We start from the raw sequence: 26266 nt of genomic DNA on the forward strand, positions 1-26266 counted from the left end.
TTTGGTAACAAGATATAAGCCATTTTTGCGGTAATTTACGTGCTGTTTATCGTGGTTTGTGGCATCTAGCCAAAAAACGCTTCCGGCTGCTTTCAGCTTTTGCCGGAATGCTGGAAAAGATTTGGAGTTCAAATGGCACGCCGTTATTTCGGAACCGATGGTATCCGCGGACAATCGAACGTTTTCCCCATGACGCCTGATCTGGCGATGCGTGTGGGTATTGCTGTTGGAACGATCTTCCGTCGCGGCCACCATCGCCATCGCGTCGTGATCGGCAAGGATACGCGGCTTTCCGGTTACATGCTGGAGAACGCCCTGGTCGCCGGCTTCACCGCCGCCGGCCTCGATGTCTTCCTGCTCGGCCCCATTCCGACGCCGGCCGTCGCCATGCTGACCCGCTCGCTGCGTGCGGATATCGGCGTGATGATCTCGGCCTCGCACAATCCTTTCTCCGATAACGGCATCAAGCTTTTCGGACCGGACGGTTACAAGCTCTCCGACGAGCTTGAGCTGGAGATCGAGGATCTGCTCGACAAGGATATCTATGCGCAGCTGGCCAAGCCGAGCGAGATCGGCCGCGCCAAGCGCGTGGATGGCGACATCTATCGCTATATCGAATTCGTCAAACGCACCCTGCCGCGCGATGTGACGCTGAGCGGGCTCAGGATCGCTATCGACTGCGCCAATGGTGCCGCTTACAAGGTGGCGCCCGCTGCGCTCTGGGAACTCGGCGCGGAAGTCGTCACCATCGGCAATGAGCCTAACGGTATCAATATCAATCTCGAATGCGGTTCCACCCATCCGGAAGCGCTGCAGAAGAAGGTGCATGAGGTGCGGGCGGATATCGGCATTGCGCTCGATGGCGATGCGGACCGCGTCATCATCGTCGATGAACGCGGCGAGATCGTCGACGGCGATCAGCTGATGGCCGTCATCGCCGACAGCTGGGCGGCCGACAACACGCTGCGCGGCGGCGGTATCGTGGCGACCGTCATGTCGAATCTCGGGCTGGAACGCTTCCTGGGCGACAAGGGCCTCACCCTTGCCCGCACCAAGGTGGGCGACCGTTATGTCGTTGAACACATGCGCAACCATAATTTCAACGTCGGCGGCGAGCAGTCCGGTCATATCGTGCTGTCGGATTACGGCACGACCGGCGACGGTCTCGTCGCGGCCTTGCAGGTTCTCGCCAAGGTCAAGCGTTCCGGTCTCACCGTCAGCGAAGTTTGCCGCAAGTTCGAGCCGGTGCCGCAGCTTTTGAAGAATGTGCGTATTTCCGGCGGTAAGCCGCTGGAAAACCCGGTCGTGCAGCAGGCGATTGCGGATGCGGAAAGCGCATTGGCCAATAATGGCCGCCTCGTCATCCGCCCCTCCGGCACCGAGCCGCTGATCCGCGTCATGGCGGAGGGCGACGATAGCGCCAAGGTGGAGCAGATCGTCAACGATCTTGTTGGCGTCATAACCAATGCCCGCTCGGCGGCTTGAGCCTTCCCGACAGTAGTGCAGCAAAAAGCCGGCCTCCAGACCGGCTTTTTCTTTGAGTATTTCCTAATAAATATAGTGAATGATCGTGGTTAATCGGGACTTAACCATTTTACGTCAATCTCCGTGACTGAACAGTTCACTGGCATCTGCTGCCGCAACCGCATGTGCCTCTTCTGGAGTGGAAGTCATGAAAAACGTCCTGGCCGGATTTCTGGCCGTCCTGCTGACCGGCACCAGCGCTATCGCTGCCGATCTCTATCAAGCCGAGCCTGCACCGGCTTACGTCGAGGCCCCCGAAGTCGCCATCACCCAGGCGAGCGGCTGGTACCTGCGCGGCGATGTCGGTTATTCCTTCAACAAGCTGCGTGGCGCCCATTATTATCAGGGTGGCCCGGGTGGTTACCTGCAGGACTTTGATACGGCCAAGATCAAGGACAGCTATGTCATCGGCGCCGGTGTCGGTTATCAGTTCAACAATTATTTCCGCAGTGACGTGACCTTTGACTATATGGGCAAATCGGATTTCAGGGGCTCCACGAGCGGCTTCTGCGGCTCCGTTCCCGGTCGCTGCGTCTCGGCTGATCTCAGCTCGCTGCGAGCCTATACGCTGATGGCGAACGCTTATGTCGATCTTGGCACCTATGGCCGTGTCACACCCTATGTGGGCGGTGGTATTGGTGGCTCCTACGTGAAATGGGACAAGCTGCGCAACACATCCTGCAGTGTCAACGGCCTCGGCTGCGACCCGACCACGGAACATGGCGGCAAGGGCAAGTGGCGCTTCGCTTACGCGCTGATGGCCGGCGCATCCATCGATGTAACCTGTAATCTGAAGGCCGATATCGGCTATCGTTTCCGCCATATCAACAAGGGCGACATGTTCGCTTATGAGAATGGTGGCGGCCCGGGCCGTGACAAGGGTCTTTATTCGCATGAAGTGCGCGTCGGCGGCCGTTATGTCTTCAACGGCTGCGATACCGCACAATACATGCCGCCTGCCGATATTCCGCTGCAGCCTGCCGTTTATAAATAAACGTCACGCCCTGCTGGTAGTTTCAGACCGTCCGCATCCTCCGGGTGCGGACGGTTTTGTTTTACCGGCATCTGGCGCGGGCGCATGACGCATATGGACCAAGATTCTTCTGCGTAGCGACATATTCCGCTTGACGGAGGCCGATGAGAGGAATAGCAACGGCGTCAGGACACTCCACCCTAACGTGGAGCGCCTATCTGGAAGGGTAGTCAAATGACAGATATCGTGAAGCCGGACGTCCGTCCGGGCAATACGCATTTTTCCTCTGGTCCCTGCTCGAAGCGTCCCGGTTGGTCGCTAGATGCTCTCTCCGATGCGCCGCTCGGTCGCTCGCATCGCGCCAAGGTTGGCAAAGCCAAGCTGAAGCAGGCCATCGATCTCACCCGTGAAGTTCTTGCTGTTCCTGCCGATTATCGCATCGGTATCGTTCCCGCATCCGACACCGGCGCCGTTGAAATGGCGCTCTGGTCGCTGCTCGGTGAACGCGGCGTCGATATGCTCGCCTGGGAAAGCTTCGGCGCGGGCTGGGTCACCGATGTCGTCAAGCAGCTGAAGCTGAAGGACGTCCGCAAATTCGAGGCCGATTACGGCCTGCTGCCGAACCTTGCTGAAGTCGATTTCGACCGCGACGTGGTCTTCACCTGGAACGGCACCACCTCTGGTGTTCGCGTTCCCAATGCCGATTTCATCCCGGCTGACCGCAAGGGTCTGACCATCTGCGACGCCACTTCGGCGGCCTTCGCACAGGAGATGGATTTTACGAAACTCGACGTCGTCACCTTCTCCTGGCAGAAGGTTCTGGGCGGTGAGGGCGGCCATGGCGTCATCATTCTTTCGCCCCGCGCTGTCGAGCGTCTCTTGAGCTACGCGCCGGCATGGCCGCTGCCGAAAATCTTCCGCATGGTTTCCGGCGGCAAGCTGATTGAAGGCATCTTTACCGGCGAAACCATCAACACGCCGTCCATGCTCTGCGTTGAAGATTACATCGACGCGCTGCTTTGGGCGAAGAACCTCGGTGGCCTCAAGGCACTGATCGGCCGTGCCGACGCCAATGCCAAGGTTATCTACGATTTCATCGAGAAGAACGACTGGATCGCCAATCTGGCCGTCAAGCCGGAAACCCGCTCCAACACCTCCGTCTGCCTGAAGATCGTCGATCCCGAGGTGCAGGCGCTGGATGCCACCGCACAGGCCGATTTCGCCAAGGGCGTTGTCGCCCTGCTCGAAAAGGAAAATGTCGCCCTCGATATCGGCGCTTACCGTGACGCTCCGTCCGGCCTGCGCATCTGGGCCGGCGCGACCATCGAGACGGCGGATATGGAAGCCGTCATGCCCTGGCTCGCCTGGGCTTACCAGGCGCAGAAGGCAGCACTTTCCAAGGCTGCCGCCTGATTTTGATACCGGCCCTGCGCTGATGCAGGGCCGCACATTCCCCGCTTTCAAAACTGCACCGTTTTTCAAGGAGCCCGTGAACCATGGCACCTCGCGTACTCGTATCCGACGAACTGTCGGAAACCGCCGTCCAGATCTTCCGCGATCGTGGCGTCGAAGTCGATTTCCAGCCGAAGCTCGGCAAGGACAAGGACAAGCTTGCCGAAATCATCGGTAACTACGATGGTCTCGCCATCCGCTCCGCCACCAAGGCAACGGAAAAGCTGATCGAGGCGGCGACCAACCTCAAGGTCATCGGCCGCGCCGGCATCGGCGTCGACAATGTCGATATTCCGGCTGCCTCGCGCCGCGGTATCATCGTCATGAACACGCCTTTCGGCAACTCCATCACCACAGCCGAACATGCGATTGCGTTGATGTTCGCCGTCGCGCGCCAGCTTCCGGCCGCTGACAGCTCCACGCAGGCCGGCAAGTGGGAAAAGTCGAAATTCATGGGTGTCGAAATCACCGGCAAGACGCTTGGCGTCATCGGCGCCGGCAACATCGGCTCCATCGTCTGCTCGCGTGCACTCGGCCTCAAGATGCATGTTCTTGCTTATGACCCCTTCCTGTCGCCGGAACGCGCGCAGGAAATGGGCGTCACCAAGGTTGAGCTGGACGAGCTTCTGGCGCAGGCCGATTTCATCACCCTGCACGTGCCGATGACCGACAAGACGCGCGGCATCCTCAATGCAGAGAACCTTGCCAAGACCAAGAAGGGCGTGCGTATCGTCAACTGCGCCCGTGGCGGTCTGGTGGATGAAGCGGCCCTTGCCGACGCCATCAAGTCCGGCCATGTCGCCGGCGCCGGTTTCGACGTGTTCGAAGTCGAGCCCGCGACTGAAAGCCCGCTTTTCGGCCTGCCGAATGTCGTCTGCACGCCGCATCTCGGCGCTTCGACCACGGAAGCGCAGGAAAACGTCGCCCTTCAGGTTGCCGAGCAGATGTCGGATTACCTCGTCAAGGGCGCAGTTTCCAACGCCATCAACATGCCGTCGATCACGGCTGAGGAAGCACCGCGCCTGAAGCCCTTCATCCGTCTGGCGGATGTTCTCGGCTCCTTCGTCGGTCAGGTGCAGGAAAGCGCCACCAAGGAAATCGAAATCCTTTATGACGGCGCAACCGCCAGCATGAACACGAAGGCATTGACCAGCGCCCTGCTGGCCGGCCTGATCCGCAGCCAGGTTGCGGATGTGAACATGGTTTCGGCCCCGGTCATGATCAAGGAAAAGGGTATCATCCTTTCCGAGGTCAAGCGCGACAAGACCGGCGTTTACGACGGCTACATCAAGCTGACGGTCAAGACGGAAAACCAGATCCGCTCGGTTGCCGGCACGGTGTTCTCGGATGGCAAGCCGCGCTTCATCCAGATCAAGAACATCAACATGGATGCCGATGTCGGATCGCACATGATCTACATCACCAATACCGACGTTCCCGGCATGATCGGCTTCATGGGCACGACGCTCGGTGAGGCTGGCGTCAACATCGCCAACTTCCAGCTCGGCCGTGAAAAGGAAGGTGGAGACGCCATCGCGCTGCTCTATGTCGACGGCCCGGTGTCCGAAGCCGTGCTCGACAAGCTGCGCGCCAACCCGGCGATCCGCCAGGTCAAGCCGTTGACCTTCAACGTCGACTGATACACCTATCGTTCCTCCCAAGGGGACAATAAGGCCCGGTGCAGGGGAGACCCTGTGCCGGTTTTTTGTTTTCCGGGCAGCCGGATTTGCCGCAATACGCGTGTGTTTCCCGCTTTGGTTGCATATCACAAAAAATTTAAGGCAGGTGCTCTAAAAATGATGATCATGAGTTGCTATATCGCCTGCTGAGATGCCGCTCATGGGAGGGCGGCCAACAGGAGATAACGATGTTTGCTGCCTTTCGGCGCTTCAAGGGTTTGTTCGCAGTCGCCGCGCTTGGTATCGCGGTGTCTTTCGTGGCGGTTGATATGGCAGAAGCGCGTCGCGCCAGCGGCGGTTTCGGCAGCCGCGGCACGCGGACCTATTCCGCGCCGCCTTCGACCAGCACTGCGCCCGGCCAGACCGCACCGATCAATCGCAGCATGACGCCCAATACCAATCAGGCAGCACCGAGCGCCGCCCAGCCGGCCCGTCCCGGGGCGCAGGCGCCGCAGCAGAACCGCGGCCTGTTTGGCGGCATGATGGGTGGTTTGATGGGCGGCCTGTTGATGGGCGGTCTGTTCGGCATGCTTCTCGGCGGCGGCTTTGGCGGCATGGCCGGCTTCTTCGGCATGCTGCTGCAGGTGGCGCTGATCGGTCTCCTCGTCATGCTCACCATGCGTTTCTTCGCCTCGCGCCGTCAGGGCCAGCCCGCTTATGGCTCGGCCGGCGGGTCGCAGCGTACGGATCACTCCGGCTCCTCCTTTAATGGTGGTTCGCAGGCGGGTCCTGCCGCATCCTCGTTCAAGATTCCGAAGATCGGCGCGTTGGCCGGCGCTGCGGGCGGTGTGGCCGCCACTGCCGCAACGGCAAAGCCTGCGCCTCATGCCAATGCCATGTCGGAAGGCGATGAAATCGGCATCACCCAGGGCGATCTCGAAACTTTCCAGAAAATGCTGGAAGACGTGCAGGCCGCCTATGCCGCCGAGGATTACGGCACATTGCGCAAGCTGACGACGCCGGAAGCCATGTCTTACCTCGCAGAAGAACTGAGCGACAACGCCACGAGCGGCGTGAAAAACGACGTGCGCGATGTGACGCTGCTGCAGGGCGATGTCGCCGAAGCATGGCACGAAGAGGGCCAGGACTATGCAACGGTGGCCATGCGCTATTCCGCCATCGACGTGATGCGCGACCGCACTTCCGGCAAGGTGATCGAAGGTGACGAGCAGCATCCGTCCGAAGCGGTGGAAATGTGGACCTTCGTTCGCCGCCCCGGCAACGACAACTGGCAGGTGGCCGCCATTCAGGCAGCCGCCTGAGGCTCACAGCCCGAGTTTTATGGAACTAAATGGCCCGGAGGTTCACAAACCTCCGGGCTTTTGTTTGTCAGGACGCAAAACGGCGACCGTCCTGATATTTTACCATGGCTATTTCTTCCCTTGGGAAGACGAGGCAAGGCAAAAAACCGATGGTAAATCTAACGGGTGATATCTCCGCCGGTCATTGGCCGCAGTTTCCGCTTCGCCCTGCTATGCAAGGCTTTGAGCCCTGTTGGTCACGGCATGTTGCTGGCGCATGGCTCAGCCGCTTCACGGAATTGCCTTTTTTCATTCATCCGGCATTCAGTCCCTGCATCCTAACCAGAATGCATACACGTCAATGTGACTTTTCGCGCCGGTTCTAAACCGCTTTGGAAAGGGAACCTCAGGCGCAAAACAGCGTTGACAGTCCAATCCCCGGCCCCTCCCAAGCCGGGCTGGGTGGCCGGGCAATGCAGGCCCTGCGAGAACGGAGAGCTATCGAGATGAAACGCTTTGACCTGATCGACGGGATGCGTGGTTACTTCCTCGTCTTCATGCTGATCAACCATCTGGTGTTTGCCGGCGGCTTCTGGCTGGTGGAAATCAATCACCGCCAGTTTGCCTTTGTCGAGGACGCGCAGGGCTTCGTGTTCCTGTCCGGCCTGCTGATCGGCATGGTCTATGCGCGCAAGATGATGAAATACGGCTATGATGCCGGCAAGCAGATGATCTGGAACCGGGCGCTGGAACTCTATCGTTACGCGATGGGTCTCGTCATCGCCGTGCTGTTTTTCCGCATGGTCATCCCGCATGCACCCTATATCTGGTACAACTGGCTTGGCATGACGTCGTTCGACGATCCGCTGCGGCTGGCGGCGATTGCGACATTCCTGTTCCAGCCGACCTTCATGGATATTCTGCCGCAATATATCGTCTACATGATCTTTGCGCCTGTTCTCGTGAAGCTCTGCCTGGATGGCAAATGGGCCTATGTCATGGCCGGCTCCCTGCTGGTCTGGATGGCCGGCCAGCTTGGCCTGCAGCAGATCGTGACGACCCCGCTCAACGAACTCGTCAAGGGTGCGGATGAGCAGGGTATCCGTGTCAGCTTCAACCTGCTCGGCTGGCAACTCGTCTTCTATTCTGCGCTGGTGATGGGCGCGATGACGGCCCAGAACCGTATTCCGTGGAAGAAGATTTTTTCCCCGGAACATACCTGGCTGCCGAAGGCCGCACTTGTCATCTGCCTGTTCTTCATGCCGCTGCGCATTGCCACGGCCTGGGGCCTGATGCCGGAATTCATGATGGGTAAGTTCTCCACCATGGAAATCCGTGCGGATTTCGGCCCGGTCTATCTCATCAACTTCCTTGCGGTTGGTGTCGGCCTGACATGGCTGGTGATTGCCGGTCCGCATCATCACCGTCCGCTTGTGCGCTCCATCGCCGAAGGCGTCATCTGGGTGCTGTCGCTGAAGTTCCTGCAGCTGCTCGGCCGCCATTCGCTGCAGGTCTATGTCTGGCATGTGGCGATCGTCTACGGCGTCTATTATCTGGATGGCCGCACGGCGGAACTGTCGCAGCTCAACAAGACGCTGATCGCCTTCACGGCTATCGGATTGCTCGCCCTGCCTGCCCTGTGGCGGGAGCGCGACAGGTGGTTCGGCAGCAGCGGCCAGAAGACGGCCGGCGCTCAATAGCCCGTCACAGCTCGAATCTGGCAGCTTTGCGGGGTGGTTTTCCGCCCCGTACTTGCGTGCGCGGCCATTCCTTTCTATATGCAGCCCTTAAATCCGCAGGATGGCGAGACAGGACGGCCCGATTGATGGTCAGGGTTTCTCGCGGCGGATGACCGACAGGCGGCGGGGCCTTTACCCCCGTTATGACTGACGATGGGAAAAAACGTGAATACGCTCGATTTTGACAAGAGGCCGGAAGATACCCGGATCGTTGTCGCCATGTCCGGTGGCGTCGATTCTTCCGTGGTGGCCGGTATCCTCAAGCGCGAGGGCTATGATGTCCTTGGCATTACGCTGCAGCTTTACGACCACGGTGCGGCCGTGCACCGCGCCGGTTCCTGTTGCGCGGGACAGGATATCGACGATGCGCGCCGGGTCTGCGAAACGCTCGGCATTCCCCACTATGTGCTGGATTACGAAGCGCGGTTCCGCGAAACCGTCATCAACCCCTTTGCCGAAGCCTATGCGATGGGCGAAACGCCGATCCCCTGCGTGGCCTGCAACCAGACGGTAAAATTCGCCGATCTGCTCGCCACGGCGCAGGAGCTTGGCGCCGATGCACTGGCGACCGGCCATTACATCCGCTCGCGTCCCAATCCCGTTTCCGGCCAGCCGGGGCGGCGCGCGCTCTATCGGCCGATCGACAGCGACCGTGACCAGAGCTGGTTCCTGTTCGCCACGACGCAGGAACAGATCGATTATCTGCGTTTTCCGCTTGGCGGCCTCTCCAAGGCCGAAACGCGGGCGCTGGCGGAGGACATGGGGCTTGTCGTCGCCAAGAAGGCCGACAGCCAGGACATCTGTTTTGTGCCGCAGGGCAAATATACCGATATCATCAACAAGCTGAAGCCGAATGCGGCATTGGCGGGCGATATCGTCCATCTCGACGGCCGCGTGCTCGGCCGCCACGATGGCATTGTGCATTATACGATCGGCCAGCGTCGCGGCATTGGTGTCGCGACCGGGGAGCCGCTTTATGTCGTGCATCTCGATGCACGCGGCCGCCGGGTCATCGTTGGCCCGCGCGAGGCACTGGAAACCCGCCGGGTCTATCTGCGTGACATGAACTGGCTGGGCGATGGCGCGTTGGCAAGCGATGCCGGGCAGGGATTTGCCTGTTTCGCCAAGGTGCGCTCCACCCGCCCGCCGACGGAAGCGATGCTGCATGCCGACGAAAACGGTATCTATGTGGATCTGATGACGGGAGAAGCGGGCGTCGCGCCGGGGCAGGCCTGCGTGCTTTATTCCGCACCGGGTGCGGATGCCCGCGTTTACGGCGGTGGCTTCATCGACCGTTCGGAACGCTCGGCGGAGGCCGAGGCTTCGCTGAAGGCGCTTCTGGAAAAGCCGGTTGCCGCCTGAAACCATTCGCTTTTTGCAGCGATGCGGAAAGCGAATTTTTTGCGCATCTTGCGCTTGACACTTTGGGGAGCGGCACCTTATAAGCCGCTCATCCTGATGGAGCGAGCCAGTCACAAGACTGTCACGTTTCCCCTGTGGCGGGGTAGCTCAGGTGGTTAGAGCAGCGGAATCATAATCCGCGTGTCGGGGGTTCAAGTCCCTCTCCCGCTACCAAAAATTTCCTCCATACATCAGCGACTTAGCATACGGTTAGATCGCTTTTTCGTCGGATTTCCTGTTGCAGGTATTTTGGTGAATTTCCTTGGGTTCCGTTGACGGCATGATCTACGCGGCATGAAATGCGTCAGAAATCGCGATTTATTCCAGTGTTGTTGACGGTAACCCGATCTGCCGTCGGGCCTTCAATAAGGTGATGCGGGAGAATTTAGATTTCGTTTTCCTTCTTCGCCCGCCAAAATATTAATTCGCAAGCGGCAAATTCCTTCGCACAATCGGGGGTATATTATGCGGCGAGTTTACAAGTTTTTAGTCGGTCTTTCCTTGGCCGCGTCGTTGCCAGCTTTTGCGGCGGAACAGGCGGATGGGCATGGTATCATGCGCAATGTCGCCTCCTGCGTGGGCAAATTCGAAGCGGCAAATTCTTACGCTAGTTATGTCGACGGTTTTACAGCGTCGAAGGCTGCGGTGGAGGCGAGCTTCACTGAGCTTTCCCGCATAATGCGTCTGGCTGACAATCGATCTCTCCCCGCTGAGATCGCAGGTGCGAGAGAAGAATTCCAAACGGCAATGTGGAATGATCCGGTCTATATCCGATCGACGATACGCGCGATGGAGGCCGATTGTGCGCGTCAAATTGCGCATGTGCAGGAATTCAAGGCGGCATTGGATCGTAAAGATGCGCAAGCGGAAGCGGTTCTCAAAGAGGAGCGCGTTGCACGCCAGAAATTGGATGCGGAAATTGCGCTAAAAGAGCAAGAGCGGAAAATACTTGTAGCTCGGACGGAGAATGAGAGAGCTGTTGTAGAGCGCATCAGGATTGAAGAAGCCGCCAAAGAACGAGATTTCGTGCGGGCGAAGGAATTGGCCGCGCTCGATGCCGCAAAGGCTCAGGCGTCCCAGGGAGAAAATCGAACCTCAATGACGGAAGCGTCTGAGGGCAACAAGACCGGGAACGTTTCGCCCGATGTTCCCGGCAAGGCATCACATGCCACTCCTGCAAGTAGTCTCGCATTTTCGATAGACGAGCAGAATGAAGTGCTCACCTGCGCGGCATTTTACATGCAATACACCGATCAGGCTTATTCCCGGAAAATTGGTGAGGGCTTGGTCTATATGGTTATCCTAAATGGAGGTAATGCGGGCGACCTGTCGGAACTCGGGAAGGCTTTGAATAAGCGGATCGCAAAAGCTATACTTGAGGGTACGAAAGAAACTGAAATTCAGGCGGTTTCGAAGCACTGCACCATAATCGCAAAGAAGTACGAGACGATCATGGAACGTCAGACTGCGCAGTCGATCCTTGACAGCTAGGCCAAGAATTTCTGCTATCAAGGTGACTACAGGATAATCGCAATACCGGAGCATCTTCCAGGACTGCAAAACGACAGATCCGATGGTACGTGCCTATAAGTTTCGCCCCAAAAAAGGGAAACCCGCTTACTGCCAAAATACAGCCAGCGGGTCTCAACCTCTACCCCCTCCCACAAGGGCGGCTGCACAAAAGCACATTGAATGAATTATGGCAAGATCAAGGCGACCATATTGTTGCTGTTGAGGGGCCCGTTCGCCAGTTTATTGGCGGATGGCAGATCGTAACCACTTCCGTGCGTCGTTCATAAGGGGGGCGATAGGATACGATATTGTCGGCGCAGCGCATTCCGATTTCGGCGGGGCGCGATTGATATTTGGCTCTCTGCTGTGGTGCCTGCTCCCGACCATGAATGCTCATATCTGCGGCGAAAGAGGCGCCCGGCACCGTCAGGGCAGCGAATGCGGCTATCAGGAAAGTTCTTCGATCTGTGAACATGGGTTGTCCCCCCGGCGTTGATCAATACGGGAAAACGCCCGGCGCCGAGCGCCGTTCCGCCCCTGACCGAATTATTTTGCGCGGCGTCGCTTCAAAAAATGCCTGCTTGTGGCGGGCAATTCAGAGGGGAACCGAGGTTAGGGGCCTCACGCCTGAAACGGCCTTCCTGATCTTCCAATCAAGGGCTCTTGCAAGAAAATGGCCGCATCTCGATACTTTCTGGCATGCTGGCGCGAACGCTCCGCAGCGGATGCATTAAGCTTGCCGCCATATCTTTGATTGGATGGCGCATGTTGGAGGCGGATCAGTGACTATTTCGAGCACTCCGGACCTGGAAGACCCCGACGAGGTGCCGCGATCCGTCGTTGGCCTGACAATCGAACTTGCGTCTCTTCGCGAAGCGGAACCGCACCTGCACCGCAAGGCGCAGCTGCTCTATGTCATCAGCGGCGTGATCATCGTGGAGGCCTCGGGCGGCATGTGGACCGTGCCGCCCCATTGCGCGATCTGGATACCGGGCGGCGTGGCGCATGTTGCGCGAACGTCGGGACGGATCGTTATCGGTAGCCTCTACATAGAACCGACGCTCGCGGGTCCCATTCGTCACGAGTGCGGTATCCTGTTCGTGCAACCTTTACTGCGGGAGCTTCTGCTGCGGTTTATTTCTGCGCCGCTGCTCTATCCGCAAGGAGATACGCGTGAAGAGCGGCTTATCTCTGTGCTGCTCGACGAGTTGCAGGCGGCGCCGCTCGAGCCTCTGCATCTGCCCATGCCCACGGACCGCCGTCTGCGGCGGCTCGCCGAAGGCTTGATCGACGACCCGTCCGTGCGATTCACGATCGAGGAATGGGGTGCGCGCGTCGGCGCCAGCAACCGCACGCTGACGCGGCTGTTCCAGAAGGAGACGGGCATGTCCTTTGTCCGCTGGCGGCAACAGCTGCATATCGGCCTGGCGCTCCAGCGCCTGGCCTCCGGGCAGTCCGTCACGAATATCGCGTTCGACCTCGGTTATGAAAGCCCTAGCGCTTTCATAGCGATGTTCCGGCGGATGCTTGGAAGGACGCCGGCCCGTTATTTTTCGGAGGGGGCGGTGGGCGGCCTTGACCGGGAAGTCCCGAAGATGCGGCAACCCGACAGCGAAGTCGATGGTCCCGCGGGCGCGGTTGCGCCCGCCAAGGCGGATATTGTTGATTTCCAGTCAGCCGCCAGGCGGCAGGGTAAATCGCCATAAGGCGACCGGCCGAGACATCTGGCGTTTTCTCGTGCGCTGTTCACGGGTGCAAAAGGGCATCAATTCCTTTTGTTTTATTCAAGGGACATTCCATGCAGATCGATCAAAGCCGGTTTCCGCTGGTTTTCATCAGGGAAACCGAAAATCCCGATGGTGATGCCGCGGCCGAACTTGCGGCACTCCTTGCCGAAGGCCGTCAGTTCGTTTTGATTTCCGAACAGCACAGTCATGACGAAACGCACGAACCACACGAGATGAGGAAGGCGCGCGCCCAGTTTTTCAAACAGAACAAGGGACGTTTTCGCGAATTCTGTGTGGCGGCAATCCTCATAGAAGGAGATGTTCCGACGTCGATGCCCTTCCGGCTGGCCGCGCAGGGGGTCGCGAAGGCGCTGGGAGTGGATTTCCATTTCGTCAGGGACGAAGAGGCCGCTGCGGCAGTCGGCAAAAACGCCTTGGCAAGGCGCAAGACGTGACGGAGAAATCTTGAATTTGCGGTCCGACAGCGAGCATTTGGAAAAGCCGCTGCGGGTATGCGAGTTGCCTTATCCGGCGATGTCATGCATGGAAGTGGGTGACAGCGCCGCTTTTCGTCTGATTCATCCTAGACAGGGGAGAGCCCGCATAAAAGGTGGATCACGAGGACATGTCGCTAGGCCTTCTCCTGAGTAATGCGTCGCTCAGAGCTGCGAGCTTCATCGTCACGATTTACGGGGATGTCGTCGAGCCGAGGGGTGGCGCGATCTGGGTCGGCAATCTGATCGAAACCTGCGCGGAAGTCGGCATCAGTGAGACTTTGGTGCGTACGGCTGCGTCCAGGCTGGTTTCCGCCGGCCAGTTGATCGGCGAGCGGCAGGGGCGTCGCAGTTATTACCGTCTCACCGCGGCGGCCCAGACCGATTTCGCGGCGGCGGCGCGTCTGCTTTTCGGAACTGCCGATCAGCCCGTCTGGCGTTTTGTTTACCTCGGGGGGGCTGCCTTCGAGGCCGATGCGCGGATTTTGGAGCAGGCTGGTTACACCCGGCTGGGTTCCCGCCTGTCGATTGGTGCGCGGCCACTGCCACCCCTGTCGGCGGGAGCAGTCGTCTTCAATGCCGAGGCTGCCGGTGCCGGCTCCGGTCTCAAGCAGCTGGCGGCTGAGCACTGGGATCTGCCGAGCTATGACACGGCTTATCGGGAGTTCCTTGAACGCTACGGCAAATTTTCCGAGGCGCTCAACGGGGGAGCAAAGCTCAGCCCGATCGAACATCTGGCCGCGCGCCTTCTTCTTGTGCATGAATACCGGATGATTGTCCTGCACGACCCGCGGCTTCCGGCATCCGCGCTACCCGATGATTGGCCGCATGCCGAAGTTCGGCGCCTTTTCGCCGACCTTTATGTTCGTCTGTCGGGAGCGGCGGATGACTTCATCGCGCGGAGATTCCTGACGGTGGATGGACCTCTGCCGGCCGAAACGGGTGCTACCAGGCGCCGGATAAACCAGCTTCTCGCCATTATGTGAGTTCCTCTTCCTGCGAGCGCGAACGGCCGGACGAAACCGCAGAATTTCAAATGTCACAATAATTGACAAAAAACGTGTTGAACTGTGACATAAGCAATGGTATTAACTAACCGATCGGTCGGCTAATTGCCTGCCGAGCTGAGGAGGACGAGGAGGAATTCGTGCCTGAAGCGTTTATCTGCGATGCAGTTCGCACTCCGATTGGACGATATGGCGGTCTGTTGGCGTCCGTGCGTGCCGATGATCTCGCCGCCGTTCCGCTCGCGGCACTGATGGCGCGTAATCCGCAGGTCGATTGGTCGAGGGTCGATGACCTGATTTATGGATGCGCCAATCAGGCCGGTGAGGACAATCGCAATGTTGCGCGCATGGCGGCACTCCTTTCCGGCATGCCGGTGTCCGTTCCCGGCACGACCGTAAACCGCCTCTGCGGCTCCGGCATGGATGCCGTTGGCATGGCCGCCCGGGCCATTCGTGCCGGCGACTGCGATTTCGTCATTGCCGGCGGCACCGAAAGCATGAGCCGTGCCCCATTTGTCATGCCCAAGGCCGAGAGCGCCTTTTCGCGTGCCAATGCCGTATACGACACGACAATCGGATGGCGCTTTATCAATCCGAAGATGAAAAAGGCTTTTGGCGTCGATTCCATGCCGGAAACCGCCGACAATGTCGCCGCCGATTTCGGGATTAGTCGTGAGGATCAGGATGCTTTTGCGGCGCGCAGCCAGGCGCGGTGGGCCGCAGCATACGAGGCCGGTGTCTTTGCCGATGAGATAGCCCCCGTTTCCGTGCCGCAGAAGAAGGGCGATCCGATCATCGTTGATCGGGACGAGCATCCGCGACCCGGAACGACGGCCGAGCAGCTGGCCAAACTCAAGGGGGTCAACGGACCGGACCTTTCCGTCACCGCCGGCAATGCTTCCGGCGTCAATGATGGCGCTGCCGCGCTGTTGATCGCGAGCGAGATGACGGCCGAGGCACAGGGCCTGACGCCGAAGGCCCGCATCGTGGTCATGGCCGCCGCCGGCGTCGAGCCCCGCATTATGGGCATTGGTCCTGCGCCTGCCGCGCGCCGTGTGCTAGAACGTGCTAAACTGTCCATCGGCCAGATGGATGTCATCGAACTGAACGAGGCCTTTGCCTCGCAGGCGCTCGCGACGTTGCGTGACCTCGGTCTGCCCGACGATGCGGCGCATGTGAACCCGAATGGTGGCGCGATTGCCATGGGCCATCCGCTCGGTATGAGCGGCGCCCGTCTCGTCACCACCGCCGCCTACCAGCTTCATCGTCAGGGCGGCCGCTATGCGCTGTGTACGATGTGCATCGGCGTCGGCCAGGGCATCGCACTCATTCTCGAACGTGTCTGACGCGACAAAACAGGAGGAATGGCCATGTATGCACAGATGGTGAAAACCGACGCCGCCCACGTCCGCAGCCTCGATGAAATGGACCCGGTCGAGCGCGCCTTCCAGGAGCGCATCGACGCCGGCCAGAAGATCGAACCGAAGGAATGGATGCCGGAAGGTTACCGCAAGACGCTGGTGCGCCAGATCAGCCAGCATGCCCATTCCGAAATCGTCGGCCAGCTGCCGGAAGGCAACTGGATCACCCGCGCACCGACACTGGAGCGCAAGGCGATCCTGCTGGCCAAGGTGCAGGACGAAGCCGGTCACGGTCTCTATCTCTATTGCGCCGCCGAAACCCTCGGTATCAGCCGCGACGAAATGTACGAGCAGCTGCATTCCGGCAAGGCCAAATATTCCTCGATCTTCAATTACCCGACGCTGAGCTGGGCCGATATCGGCGCAGTCGGCTGGCTGGTCGATGGCGCGGCGATCATGAACCAGGTGCCGCTGCAGCGCTGTTCCTACGGGCCTTATGCCCGCGCGATGGTTCGCATCTGCAAGGAAGAGAGCTTCCATCAGCGTCAGGGTTTCGACATTCTGATGAAAATGGTGAAGGGCACTCCGGCGCAGAAGGCGCTGGTTCAGGATGCGCTGAACCGCTGGTGGTGGCCGTCGCTGATGATGTTTGGTCCTTCCGACGACGCCTCCGTGCATTCGGCCCAGTCGATGGCGTGGAAGATCAAGCAGAATTCGAACGACGAGCTGCGCCAGAAATTTGTCGATCAGACAGTGCCGCAGGCAACCTATCTCGGCCTGACCGTTCCCGACCCGGACCTTAAGTGGAACGAGGCAAAGGGCGGTTACGATTTCGGTGAGCCGGACTGGAGCGAATTCTTCGCGGTGATCGCCGGCAATGGCCCCTGCAATGCCGAGCGTCTCAATGCCCGCAAAAAGGCCTGGGACGATGGCGAGTGGTTCCGTGACGGTCTCGTCGCCCATGCCGAAAAAGTGCAGTCGCGCCGGCAGGCCGCCCGCATCGCCGCCGAATAGGTGTGTTCCGGATCGCGCTTGCGGTCCCTTGGTCCCAATCGCATTCAATACGCTCTCACCGCGGCCCGCCGCTGACGAGCGCGAATAAGGGAGAGAAATCATGTCCAGCGAATGGCCCCTCTGGGAGGTCTTCATCCGCGGCCAGCACGGCCTCAATCACCGTCACGTCGGCAGCCTGCATGCGCCGGATGCGGAAATGGCCGTCAACAATGCCCGCGACGTCTATACCCGCCGCAACGAAGGTGTCAGCATCTGGGTGGTCCGCTCCAGCGACATCACCGCCAGTGCGCCGTCGGAAAAGGGACCGCTGTTCGAGCCGTCCAATTCCAAGGTCTACCGTCATCCGACCTTCTTCGACGTGCCGGAAGAAGTGGGGCATATGTGATGGGCGCGGCTCAAGAGACTGCCACCGTCGACAATGCCGCCCTTTTCGAGTTCCTGCTGCGGATGGGCGACAATACCCTCATTCTCGGTCATCGCGTTTCGGAATGGTGTGGTCACTCGCCGGCGCTCGAAGAGGATATCGCGCTTTCCAACACCGCGCTCGACCTGATCGGCCAGACGCAGCTCTGGCTCGGCCTTGCCGGCGAAGTGGAGGGGAAGGGGCGTTCCGCCGACGATCTCGCCTATCTGCGTGACGGGCTGGATTTCCGCAACGTGCTGCTTGTCGAGCGCCCGAACGGCGATTTCGGCAAGACGTTGATGCGGCAGTTCCTGTTCGATGCGTGGCACTACGTTCTGTTGAAGTGGCTCAAAAGCTCCAGCGACCATCGCATCGCCGAAATCGCCGAAAAATCCTTGAAGGAAGTGTCCTATCATCTCGATCGCAGCCGCGATCTGGTGATCAGACTTGGCGATGGCACGGTGGAGAGCCATCGCCGCATGCAGGCGGCACTCGACGATCTCTGGCCCTTTACCGGCGAGTTGTTCCTCGGCGACGCCGCGGATACGGCCGTTGCCGCCGCCGGCGTGGCGCCGGAGCCCGCATCGCTGAAGGCATCCTGGGATGAACTCGTGGCCGAGACGCTGGAAGAGGCGACGCTGAAGACGCCGGCCGATGGTTATATGCAGAAGGGTGGCAAGCGCGGCATCCACACCGAACATCTCGGCTTCATTCTCTCCGATCTGCAGTTCCTGCAACGCGCCTATCCCGGCGGGACCTGGTAGGAGGCGTCGATGATGGCGGCCGAGCATCACCCTTCTGCGCGGCAGGTCTGGACCTGGCTTGCGGACGTTCCGGACCCGGAAATTCCTGTCATATCGCTGGTCGATCTCGGCATTATCAGAGATGTCGCCTGGGAAGAAGAGGCGCTGGTCGTGACCGTCACGCCGACCTATTCCGGCTGTCCGGCAACGACGATTATCAACCTCGATATCGAGCGTGCGCTGAACGAGCGGGGTATCGAAAAGGTCAGGCTGAAGCGCCAGCTTTCGCCCGCCTGGACGACCGACTGGATCAGCGCGGAAGGCCGCGAGAAGCTCAGGGCCTACGGTATCGCGCCGCCGATTGACGGAACCGCCGCCGACGGTGTGCTGGTGAAGCGCATCGACCGGCTTTCGGGCCGCTCCAACCTGACGATCGCCTGTCCGCGCTGCGGGTCGGCCAATACCGAAAAGATCAGCCAGTTCGGCTCGACGCCATGCAAGGCCAGCTATCGCTGCACCGACTGCCTAGAACCCTTCGATTATTTCAAGTGCATCTGACCTGACGCAAAGGATGAGGGCCGCCCATGGCACGTTTCCATTCCCTGAATGTTACTGAAGTGCGCCGCGAAACCCGCGATGCTGTTGTCGTGACGCTGGTTCCCTCCGAGGAAGACCGCGCCGCTTTCGATTTCACCCAGGGCCAGTACCTGACCTTCCGCCGCAAGTTCGATGGTGAGGAATTGCGCCGCTCCTATTCGATCTGCGCGGGCCGCGATGAGGGCGTGTTGCGCGTCGGCATCAAGCGGGTGGATGGCGGCTGCTTCTCCAGCTGGGCCAATGAGGGGCTGAAAGCCGGCGATACGCTGGAAGCCATGCCGCCGATGGGGGCCTTCTTCACCGATATCGAACCTGAAGTGTCCAAGCACTATCTCGGCTTTGCCGGCGGCAGCGGCATTACGCCCGTCCTGTCGATCATCAAGACGACGCTGAAGCGCGAGCCGCGCTCCAGCTTCACGCTTGTCTATGCCAACCGCCAGATTTCCTCGATCATGTTCCGTGAGGAACTGGAAGACCTGAAGAACAGCTATCTCGGCCGTTTTTCCGTCCTGCATGTGCTCGAAAGCGAGGCGCAGGACATCGACCTCTTCACCGGCCGCGTCAATGCGGAAAAATGTGCGGCGCTGTTCAAGAGCTGGATCGACCTGACCTCGGTGACGACAGCCTTCATCTGCGGTCCCGAGCCGATGATGCTGGCGATTGCAGGCGCGCTGCGCGAGCATGGACTGCGTGACGACCAGATCAAGTTCGAGCTTTTCGCCTCTTCGCAGCCAGGCCGCGCACGGGCGAGGGCACAGAATGCCCATGGCACGGATGCGAATGCCAGCTGTCAGGCAACGGTGACGCTCGATGGCGCCACCCGCATCTTCAACATGCCCAAACAGGGCCAGAGCCTGCTCGACGCCGCGCTCGAAAACAATATCGACGCGCCCTATGCCTGCAAGGCCGGCGTCTGCTCCACCTGTCGCGCCAAGGTCATCGAGGGCGAGACGGAGATGGAGGTGAACCACGCGCTTGAGGATTACGAGGTGCGGCAGGGCTATGTGCTGACCTGCCAGTGCTACCCGCTGAGCGACAAGGTCGTCGTCAGCTACGACCAGTAAGAGCGGAGGACGACCGCATGACCCACACCGAAACGATGCCGATCGAAGACTATCTCACGCAGGGCGGCGTTCTCACCTCGCCGGACAACGTGCCGGCGCGCTATCGCGGCGAATTGCTGCGCCTGATGGCAAGCTTCGTCGACAGCGAACTGGCGGGTTCCGCCGGTTTTGCCGATATCATCAACGACGCGCCGGGTATTCAGGAGCGTATCTCCGCCGCCCGCATCGTGCTCGAAAAGACCGATCATGCCGGCCAGATCCTGAAGGTGATGGAAAGCTTCGGCGCCGATGGCGGCCGCTACGCCGTCCACCATCCCTGGGCCGAGCGCCTTCCCCGCGATGCCGATATCGGGGCTGCCCGCCAGAAAGGCGACATGCGTCTTTCGGTCTTCCATTATCCGCTTGAAGGCTGGGTCGACGCCGTCGTCATGAATGTGCTGATGGGCAAGGCGGGGGTCATCCAGCTGCGCGAGCTTTCACATGTCTCCTACCAGCCGCTGGCCGAGGTTTTCCGCCGCATCCTGCCGCGCGAGGCGCGCCATCTCGAACTTGGCATCGCCGGTCTTGAGCGCATCGCGGCAAATCCGGCCGAACGTGATACGGCCATGGCCTCCATCACCTATTGGCGGCCGCGGGTTGCCGCGAGCTTCGGGCTTTCCGGCTCAGCGCGTTTCGGCACGCTGTCGCGGTTCGGCCTTCGCCATACTCCCAATGAAACACTCCTTGCCGAATGGCAGGCGGACGTCGAAGCGCAATTGTCTGCGCTGAAACTGATCTGACAGGAAGGAAACGACTATGAACGTTCTGGCGTCCCGGCCTCGCCGGCTCGAAAGCTATGTCTGCGGCAGCTGGACTACGGGAGCCAGGGAAGGGGTTCCGCTTCTTGACGCCTCGACCGGTGCGCCCGTCGCCTTCATCGATTCGAGCGGCATCGATTTTGCCAGCACCCTTGCCTATGGTCGGGAAAAGGCCGGTCCGGCGTTGCGTCGCATGTCCTTCCATGAACGGGCCGCGATGCTGAAGGCGCTCGGTCTTGCGTTGATGGACCGCAAGGAAGAGTTTTACGCGCTTTCGGCCGCCACCGGTGCGACCCGTGCCGACAGCTGGGTCGATATTGACGGCGGCATCGGCACGTTGCTTTCCTACGCCTCCAAGGGCCGGCGCGAACTGCCGAACACCCGCGTGCTGCTGGATGGCGATGCCGAGGCTTTGTCGAAGGACGGCACTTTTTCCGCCCAGCATATTCTAAGCCCGCTTCAAGGCGTGGCGGTACACATCAACGCCTTCAATTTTCCCTGCTGGGGCATGCTGGAAAAACTTGCCCCGACGCTGCTTGCCGGCATGCCGGCAATCGTCAAACCCGCTAGCCAGACGGCCTATCTGACGGAACTGATGGTGCGCCGGATGATTGAGACAGGGCTTCTGCCGGAAGGCGCGGTGCAGCTTATTGCTGGCTCGGTCGGCGATCTGCTCGATCATGTCGGGGGTCAGGACGTCGTCACCTTCACCGGCTCGGCCTCCACCGGCCGTAAACTAAAGAGCCATCCTGCCGTTATCGGCAATTCCGTCCGCTTCACCATGGAAGCCGATAGCCTGAACGCTTCCGTGCTCGGCATCGATGCCGGGCCCGGAACCGAGGAATTCGATCTCTTCGTCAAGGAAGTCGCCCGCGAAATGACGTCGAAAGCCGGGCAGAAATGCACGGCCATCCGCCGTGTCATCGCGCCGCGCGCCCATTGCGATGCGCTGGTCGCGGCCTTGGGCGACCGGCTGGGCAAGACGGTGCTTGGCAATCCCACGGACGAAAACGTCCGCATGGGCCCGCTCGCCAGCCTCGACCAGCGCGACGAAGTGCGCGCCCGCATCCGCGATCTGCTCGGCGATGCGGAAATCGTCGCCGGTGATCCCGATATGCCGCGCATCGTTTCCGGTAATGCCGAGGCCGGCGCCTTTCTCAATCCGGTGCTGCTTTATTGCGACCGGCCATGGGAGGCGAAGGCCGTGCATGACGTTGAGGCTTTCGGCCCGGTCAGCACCGTCATGCCCTATGACAGCGCCGATGAGGCCGTTGATCTCGCGCGTCGTGGCAAGGGCAGTCTCGTCGCCTCGGTCTTCACCAATGATCCGGCCTTTGCGGAAGAGGTCGTGCTTGGCATGGCGCCGTTCCATGGCCGGGTGCTGATCGGCAACCGCGTCAGCGCCAAATCCTCGACCGGCCATGGCTCGCCGTTGCCCGGCCTCGTCCATGGCGGTCCCGGCCGCGCCGGTGGCGGTGAGGAGCTTGGCGGCATGCGCGGCGTCAAACATTACATGCAGCGCACTGCCATACAGGGCTCGCCGACTCTTCTGTCAGCGGTCACCGGCCGCTGGGTTGCCGGTGCGCAGACACAGACGGACGGTGAACATCCCTTCCGCAAGTCGCTGGCGGAGCTTCGCATCGGCGATCAGCTGGTCACCACCACCCGTCGGGTGACGCTGGAGGATATCGAACATTTCGCCAATTTTACCGGCGATACGTTCTACGCGCATATGGACGAGGAAGCGGCCAGGGCCAATCCGTTCTTCGAAGGACGCGTTGCCCACGGTTACCTGATCGTTTCCTTCGCGGCAGGCCTTTTCGTCGATCCGGCACCGGGCCCGGTGCTTGCCAACTACGGGGTCGACAATCTGCGCTTCCTCACGCCGGTCAATCCGGGGGACACGTTGCAGGTGCAGCTGACCTGCAAGGAAATCAATCCGCGCGTCGATGCCGAGCACGGTGAGGTGCGCTGGGACTGCAAGGTCACCAACCAGAACGACGTTGCCGTCGCCCAGTATGACGTTCTGACCATGGTAGCGAAAACGAGAAGCTGAACCTTCGGGCACGCCGAGGAGGCCTGATCTTGAGTGCGAGATCGGGCCCGTCGGATCAGGGAGATGTGGGGAAGGGCGTCTTGAGTCGTTCGTTCTCGAAAAGAGCGATGGTGCGTGTCAGCGCACGGCCTTGACGCCTTCGAGGATGAGCGTGGTTGCTATATCCGCATATTCGTCGCGCGTGACCGGGCCGTTCGGCCTGAACCACATATAGACCCAGTTCATCATGCCGAAGAGCGACATGGTCACTGGCATCAGTAGCGGCCGGTCCCGGTTAAGGTCGGGGTTGACCTGCTGTATCACGCCGGAGAAGCGCTTGACGATCCGTCTTTCGATCGCTTGCAGTTCCGCAAGCTGCTCCTGCGACAGCGCACTGGTGCCGTTGAGCTGCACCTTGTGTTCGTTATCGCGGCCTTCGTAGTTCTTCATCACGGCCTTCACGAGAAGGCGCAACCGCTCCTGCGGCGCAACATCGCTGCGATCCGCCGCTTCAATCGCGCCGTCCAGCTCCGTCAGGTGCGTGCGGACGATGTCGAAGATCAACGCGTCCTTGCCGGGATAATAGTGATAAAGCAGGGCCTTGGAGACATTGCTGTGCGAGGCGATCATCGACATGGAGGCCTTTTCCATGCCCACCTCGGCAAACACCGCCGCGGCACTCGTCAGAATGCCCCGCTGTTTTTCCTCGAAATCAACTGCCCGCGTCCGTGCCATGGTCTTCCTGCTTCTGCTCATTCCCGGGTGATTGCTGCGGGAGGCTGCCGCTCCTCCCTTTACCAATATACCCGGTGCCGGACTATTCCGGCTTTTCCTTCATTCATTCTTTCGGGCGGTTGTCCACCACCCGCTTCGCCTTGCCTTCCGAGCGCGCCACGCCTCCGGGCTCATGCACCGTAATCTTCGTGGAAACGCCAACCACGCTCTTGATGTGGTGGGCAAGCTCTTTCGCAGATCCGGTGCGTGCGCCCTCATCGGCCGCTTCCAGCGTACATTCGACGTGAACCGTCATGTTGTCCATACGGCCCGAACGGCTGAGCTCGATCTGGAAATGAGGGGCAAGGCCGCGACATTTCAGGATCTGTTCCTCGATCTGTGTCGGGAAAACATTAACGCCGCGCAGGATCATCATGTCGTCGGACCGCCCGGTTATCTTTTCCATGCGGCGCATGGACCGCGCCGTACCGGGGAGCAGCCGCGTCAGGTCCCGCGTGCGGTAGCGCACGATCGGCAGGCCTTCCTTGGTCAGTGTCGTGAAGACCAGTTCGCCAAGTTCGCCATCCGGCAACACGTCACCCGTCACCGGATCGATGATTTCCGGATAGAAATGATCCTCCCAGATGTGCAGGCCGTCCTTTGTCTCGACACACTCATTGGCGACACCAGGCCCCATCACTTCCGAAAGACCGTAGATATCGACGGCATGCATGTCGAAAGCCTGCTCGATCTCCTGCCGCATCGAATTGGTCCATGGCTCTGCGCCGAAAATGCCGACGGCGAGAGAGCTTTCGCGCGGGTCGATGCCGTGGCGGCGGAACTCGTCGAGGATGGAGAGCATATAGGAAGGCGTGACCATGATGATGCGTGGCTTGAAATCCTGCATCAGGGTTACCTGGCGTTCCGTCATGCCGCCGGAAATCGGCACGACCGTGCAGCCGAGTTTCTCCGCGCCGTAATGCGCGCCGAGACCGCCGGTGAACAGGCCATAACCATAGGCAACATGGACGATATCGCCGGCGCGGCCGCCCGAGGCGCGGATCGAACGGGCGACGACGCTTGCCCAGGTATCGATGTCCTTTGCGGTGTAGCCAACGACGGTCGGCTTGCCGGTGGTGCCGGAGGAGGCGTGGATGCGGGCGAGCTTTTCGCGCGGCACGGCGAACATGCCAAACGGATAGGTATCGCGCAGGTCCTTCTTGGTGGTGAAGGGGAATTTCGCGAGGTCCGCCAATGTCTTCAGGTCGGAGGGGTGAACGCCCACCTCATCGAAGCGCTGGCGGTAAAAGGGGGAATTCTCGTAGGCGTGGGTCAGCGACCACTTCATGCGCTCAAGCTGCAGCGCGGAAATCTCGTCACGCGACGCCGTCTCGATCGTGTCGAGGTCGCCGGGGCGGGGGGAAAGGTCTTCCATTAAAATCTCCTCCGAGAATGCGATGGTACCGGCGTCGGCTTTATTCCGGCAGATGGGTACCCTTGACTGTTCGCGAGTGGCCGCGGAATTCCGCGACGTGCTCGCCCTCCTGATTGGTGATGCGGATATCGTAAATTCCGCCCCGTCCGCGGCGTGACACCTCCCGTGCCGTCGCCGTCAGCCGGTCGCCCTTGAAGGCCGGCGCGATATAGGTCACCGAACAGTGCTGGGCGACGGTGCGCTGGTTATAGGTGTTGCAGGCAAAGGCGAAGGCCGAATCCGCCAGTGTGAAGATGTAACCGCCATGGCAGGTGCCGTGGCCATTCGTCATGGTTTCAGCAATCGTCATCGTGATCGTCGCCTCGCCGGGCGCGACCGCAAGAAGCTCCATACCAAGATGGCGGGTGGCGTTGTCATCGTCCCACATGGCTTTGGCGCAGGCTTCGGCCAGCGCTTGCGGGGAAAGGCTGGCGGCGCTCATTTGCCTTTGAACTCCGGTTTGCGCTTTTCGAGGAAGGCGGCAACGCCTTCGGCATAATCGGCGCTGCGCCCGGCCTCGCGCTGCAGGTCGCGTTCGAGGTCGAGCTGCTGATCCAGCGAGTTCGTCGCAGCCGCCTGTATGGCCCGTTTCGTCATGCCAAGCCCTTTGGTCGGACCTGCGGCGAGGCGTGTGGCGAGCGCGGATGCCTCCTCCAGCAACTTGTCGTCATCGACGGCGCGCCAGATCAGGCCCCAGTCGGCGGCGGTTTCGGCTGCAAGCGGTTCTGCGGTGAGCGTGAGCGCCTTGGCGCGGGCCTCGCCGATCAGGCGCGGCAGGCTCCAGGTGCCGCCGGAATCCGGCACGAGGCCGATCTTGGCGAAGGCCTGGATGAAGCGGGCCGAGCGGGCGGCAAGGGTGATGTCGCAGGCAAAGGCGATATTGGCGCCAGCGCCGGCGGCAACGCCGTTCACAGCGCAGACGACCGGTTTTTCCAGGCTGCGGATCAGGCGCAGCAGCGGATTGTAGAAGGTCTCGATGGTTTGGCCGAGGTCCGGCACGCCCTTCTTCGGGTCGCGATCGCCAAGGTCCTGGCCGGCGCAGAAACCGCGGCCTGCGCCGGTCAACAGCACGGCGCGAATATCCGCATCTGCATGGGCGCGCTCGAAACCGGCGCGCAGGGCAAGATGCATTTCTTCGTTGAAGGCATTGAGCCTGTCCGGGCGGTTCAGCGTCAGGCTGAGAACGCCATCGGCAAACGCAGACAGAATAGTGTCTGAATCCGACATGTTTCCTCCCTGTCGCCCTTCCCAGCGGCGACTGTAAAAAAAGTTCTTGCATAGACCGGCCGGTCAGTCAATTATAAAACGGCAGACT

General features: G+C 60.4%; 23 protein-coding genes and 1 tRNA gene. 20 read left to right on the plus strand and 4 right to left on the minus strand.

Features of this window, described 5'->3' with window-relative positions; all coding sequences use genetic code 11:
• Window positions 1–132: 132 nt before the first annotated feature.
• From glmM to paaZ, 20 genes are all read left to right on the plus strand, one after another.
• A complete protein-coding gene (gene glmM / locus N5D22_RS01340; RefSeq protein ID WP_279655745.1) occupies window positions 133–1485 on the plus strand; it encodes a phosphoglucosamine mutase in 1353 nt (450 codons plus the stop codon).
• Between the two features lie 187 nt (window positions 1486–1672).
• Entirely contained in the window at window positions 1673–2518 is an 846-nt protein-coding gene (locus N5D22_RS01345) for a porin family protein (protein WP_279655746.1), read from the plus strand.
• A gap of 213 nt (window positions 2519–2731) precedes the next feature.
• Window positions 2732–3910, plus strand: coding sequence for a phosphoserine transaminase (locus tag N5D22_RS01350; RefSeq protein ID WP_279655747.1), 1179 nt, complete (start codon window positions 2732–2734; stop codon window positions 3908–3910).
• 83 nt (window positions 3911–3993) lie between these two features.
• Window positions 3994–5589: a phosphoglycerate dehydrogenase gene (gene serA / locus N5D22_RS01355; RefSeq protein WP_003523252.1), complete on the plus strand. Its 1596-nt coding sequence runs from the start codon at window positions 3994–3996 to the stop codon at window positions 5587–5589.
• Window positions 5590–5816: 227 nt separating this feature from the next.
• Window positions 5817–6890, plus strand: a complete 1074-nt coding sequence (locus N5D22_RS01360; RefSeq protein ID WP_279655748.1) for a Tim44 domain-containing protein — start codon at window positions 5817–5819, stop codon at window positions 6888–6890.
• Window positions 6891–7375: 485 nt separating this feature from the next.
• Entirely contained in the window at window positions 7376–8569 is a 1194-nt protein-coding gene (gene opgC, locus N5D22_RS01365) for an OpgC domain-containing protein (protein WP_279655749.1), read from the plus strand.
• A 204-nt stretch (window positions 8570–8773) separates the two neighbouring features.
• Window positions 8774–9970, plus strand: coding sequence for a tRNA 2-thiouridine(34) synthase MnmA (gene mnmA, locus N5D22_RS01370; RefSeq protein ID WP_279655750.1), 1197 nt, complete (start codon window positions 8774–8776; stop codon window positions 9968–9970).
• 136 nt (window positions 9971–10106) lie between these two features.
• Window positions 10107–10183, plus strand: a tRNA-Met gene (locus N5D22_RS01375).
• A gap of 291 nt (window positions 10184–10474) precedes the next feature.
• A complete protein-coding gene (locus N5D22_RS01380; RefSeq protein ID WP_279655751.1) occupies window positions 10475–11500 on the plus strand; it encodes a hypothetical protein in 1026 nt (341 codons plus the stop codon).
• A gap of 803 nt (window positions 11501–12303) precedes the next feature.
• On the plus strand, window positions 12304–13227 hold the full coding sequence (locus tag N5D22_RS01385; RefSeq protein ID WP_279655752.1) for a helix-turn-helix transcriptional regulator: 924 nt from the start codon (window positions 12304–12306) through the stop codon (window positions 13225–13227).
• 92 nt (window positions 13228–13319) lie between these two features.
• Window positions 13320–13703 (plus strand): hypothetical protein, encoded by a 384-nt coding sequence (locus N5D22_RS01390; protein WP_279655753.1) that lies wholly within the window; start codon window positions 13320–13322, stop codon window positions 13701–13703.
• A 155-nt stretch (window positions 13704–13858) separates the two neighbouring features.
• Window positions 13859–14728: a PaaX family transcriptional regulator C-terminal domain-containing protein gene (locus tag N5D22_RS01395; RefSeq protein WP_279655754.1), complete on the plus strand. Its 870-nt coding sequence runs from the start codon at window positions 13859–13861 to the stop codon at window positions 14726–14728.
• A gap of 161 nt (window positions 14729–14889) precedes the next feature.
• Window positions 14890–16095, plus strand: coding sequence for a 3-oxoadipyl-CoA thiolase (gene pcaF, locus N5D22_RS01400; RefSeq protein ID WP_279655755.1), 1206 nt, complete (start codon window positions 14890–14892; stop codon window positions 16093–16095).
• Window positions 16096–16119: 24 nt separating this feature from the next.
• Window positions 16120–17124, plus strand: a complete 1005-nt coding sequence (paaA, locus tag N5D22_RS01405) for a 1,2-phenylacetyl-CoA epoxidase subunit PaaA (RefSeq protein WP_279655756.1) — start codon at window positions 16120–16122, stop codon at window positions 17122–17124.
• Window positions 17125–17224: 100 nt separating this feature from the next.
• Complete coding sequence (gene paaB, locus N5D22_RS01410) at window positions 17225–17509, plus strand: 1,2-phenylacetyl-CoA epoxidase subunit PaaB (RefSeq protein WP_003498121.1); 285 nt, start codon at window positions 17225–17227, stop codon at window positions 17507–17509.
• Window positions 17509–18291, plus strand: a complete 783-nt coding sequence (paaC, locus tag N5D22_RS01415) for a 1,2-phenylacetyl-CoA epoxidase subunit PaaC (protein ID WP_279655757.1) — start codon at window positions 17509–17511, stop codon at window positions 18289–18291. The genes paaB and paaC overlap by 1 nt, the downstream gene beginning before the upstream one ends.
• Before the next feature lie 12 nt (window positions 18292–18303).
• Window positions 18304–18828, plus strand: coding sequence for a 1,2-phenylacetyl-CoA epoxidase subunit PaaD (gene paaD, locus N5D22_RS01420; protein ID WP_279655858.1), 525 nt, complete (start codon window positions 18304–18306; stop codon window positions 18826–18828).
• A gap of 26 nt (window positions 18829–18854) precedes the next feature.
• Window positions 18855–19931, plus strand: coding sequence for a 1,2-phenylacetyl-CoA epoxidase subunit PaaE (paaE, locus tag N5D22_RS01425; RefSeq protein WP_142171674.1), 1077 nt, complete (start codon window positions 18855–18857; stop codon window positions 19929–19931).
• Window positions 19932–19948: 17 nt separating this feature from the next.
• On the plus strand, window positions 19949–20710 hold the full coding sequence (locus N5D22_RS01430) for a Phenylacetic acid catabolic protein (RefSeq protein WP_279655758.1): 762 nt from the start codon (window positions 19949–19951) through the stop codon (window positions 20708–20710).
• Between the two features lie 16 nt (window positions 20711–20726).
• A complete protein-coding gene (gene paaZ, locus N5D22_RS01435) occupies window positions 20727–22784 on the plus strand; it encodes a phenylacetic acid degradation bifunctional protein PaaZ (RefSeq protein WP_279655759.1) in 2058 nt (685 codons plus the stop codon).
• A 117-nt stretch (window positions 22785–22901) separates the two neighbouring features.
• Here the strand turns inward: paaZ and N5D22_RS01440 are convergent, their stop codons facing one another.
• The 4 genes from N5D22_RS01440 to paaG form a co-directional block, all read right to left on the minus strand.
• Window positions 22902–23498, minus strand: coding sequence for a TetR/AcrR family transcriptional regulator (locus N5D22_RS01440; RefSeq protein ID WP_003498136.1), 597 nt, complete (start codon window positions 23496–23498; stop codon window positions 22902–22904).
• 103 nt (window positions 23499–23601) lie between these two features.
• Window positions 23602–24912, minus strand: a complete 1311-nt coding sequence (gene paaK, locus N5D22_RS01445) for a phenylacetate--CoA ligase PaaK (protein ID WP_279655760.1) — start codon at window positions 24910–24912, stop codon at window positions 23602–23604.
• Window positions 24913–24952: 40 nt separating this feature from the next.
• The gene (gene paaI / locus N5D22_RS01450) at window positions 24953–25393 is read right to left on the minus strand and encodes a hydroxyphenylacetyl-CoA thioesterase PaaI (protein WP_279655761.1); all 441 of its coding nucleotides are present in this window, start codon (window positions 25391–25393) and stop codon (window positions 24953–24955) included.
• Window positions 25390–26178, minus strand: coding sequence for a 2-(1,2-epoxy-1,2-dihydrophenyl)acetyl-CoA isomerase PaaG (gene paaG / locus N5D22_RS01455; RefSeq protein WP_279655762.1), 789 nt, complete (start codon window positions 26176–26178; stop codon window positions 25390–25392). Before paaG ends, paaI begins: the two co-directional genes overlap by 4 nt.
• Between the last annotated feature and the right edge of the window lie 88 nt (window positions 26179–26266).

Origin of the sequence: Agrobacterium sp. GD03872, from assembly GCF_029840625.1 — a bacterium.
Lineage (GTDB): Bacteria > Pseudomonadota > Alphaproteobacteria > Rhizobiales > Rhizobiaceae > Agrobacterium > Agrobacterium fabrum_A.

What these genes read in the sequence shown, in the direction of transcription:
- glmM (WP_279655745.1), top strand. Translation starts at nt 133, where the DNA reads ATGGCACGCCGTTATTTCGGAACCGATGGTATCCGCGGACAATCGAAC.
- N5D22_RS01345 (WP_279655746.1), top strand. Translation starts at nt 1,673, where the DNA reads ATGAAAAACGTCCTGGCCGGATTTCTGGCCGTCCTGCTGACCGGCACC.
- N5D22_RS01350 (WP_279655747.1), top strand. Translation starts at nt 2,732, where the DNA reads ATGACAGATATCGTGAAGCCGGACGTCCGTCCGGGCAATACGCATTTT.
- serA (WP_003523252.1), top strand. Translation starts at nt 3,994, where the DNA reads ATGGCACCTCGCGTACTCGTATCCGACGAACTGTCGGAAACCGCCGTC.
- N5D22_RS01360 (WP_279655748.1), top strand. Translation starts at nt 5,817, where the DNA reads ATGTTTGCTGCCTTTCGGCGCTTCAAGGGTTTGTTCGCAGTCGCCGCG.
- opgC (WP_279655749.1), top strand. Translation starts at nt 7,376, where the DNA reads ATGAAACGCTTTGACCTGATCGACGGGATGCGTGGTTACTTCCTCGTC.
- N5D22_RS01380 (WP_279655751.1), top strand. Translation starts at nt 10,475, where the DNA reads ATGCGGCGAGTTTACAAGTTTTTAGTCGGTCTTTCCTTGGCCGCGTCG.
- N5D22_RS01390 (WP_279655753.1), top strand. Translation starts at nt 13,320, where the DNA reads ATGCAGATCGATCAAAGCCGGTTTCCGCTGGTTTTCATCAGGGAAACC.
- paaA (WP_279655756.1), top strand. Translation starts at nt 16,120, where the DNA reads ATGTATGCACAGATGGTGAAAACCGACGCCGCCCACGTCCGCAGCCTC.
- paaB (WP_003498121.1), top strand. Translation starts at nt 17,225, where the DNA reads ATGTCCAGCGAATGGCCCCTCTGGGAGGTCTTCATCCGCGGCCAGCAC.
- paaC (WP_279655757.1), top strand. Translation starts at nt 17,509, where the DNA reads ATGGGCGCGGCTCAAGAGACTGCCACCGTCGACAATGCCGCCCTTTTC.
- paaD (WP_279655858.1), top strand. Translation starts at nt 18,304, where the DNA reads ATGGCGGCCGAGCATCACCCTTCTGCGCGGCAGGTCTGGACCTGGCTT.
- paaE (WP_142171674.1), top strand. Translation starts at nt 18,855, where the DNA reads ATGGCACGTTTCCATTCCCTGAATGTTACTGAAGTGCGCCGCGAAACC.
- N5D22_RS01430 (WP_279655758.1), top strand. Translation starts at nt 19,949, where the DNA reads ATGACCCACACCGAAACGATGCCGATCGAAGACTATCTCACGCAGGGC.
- paaZ (WP_279655759.1), top strand. Translation starts at nt 20,727, where the DNA reads ATGAACGTTCTGGCGTCCCGGCCTCGCCGGCTCGAAAGCTATGTCTGC.
- N5D22_RS01440 (WP_003498136.1), bottom strand. Translation starts at nt 23,498, where the DNA reads ATGGCACGGACGCGGGCAGTTGATTTCGAGGAAAAACAGCGGGGCATT.
- paaK (WP_279655760.1), bottom strand. Translation starts at nt 24,912, where the DNA reads ATGGAAGACCTTTCCCCCCGCCCCGGCGACCTCGACACGATCGAGACG.
- paaI (WP_279655761.1), bottom strand. Translation starts at nt 25,393, where the DNA reads ATGAGCGCCGCCAGCCTTTCCCCGCAAGCGCTGGCCGAAGCCTGCGCC.
- paaG (WP_279655762.1), bottom strand. Translation starts at nt 26,178, where the DNA reads ATGTCGGATTCAGACACTATTCTGTCTGCGTTTGCCGATGGCGTTCTC.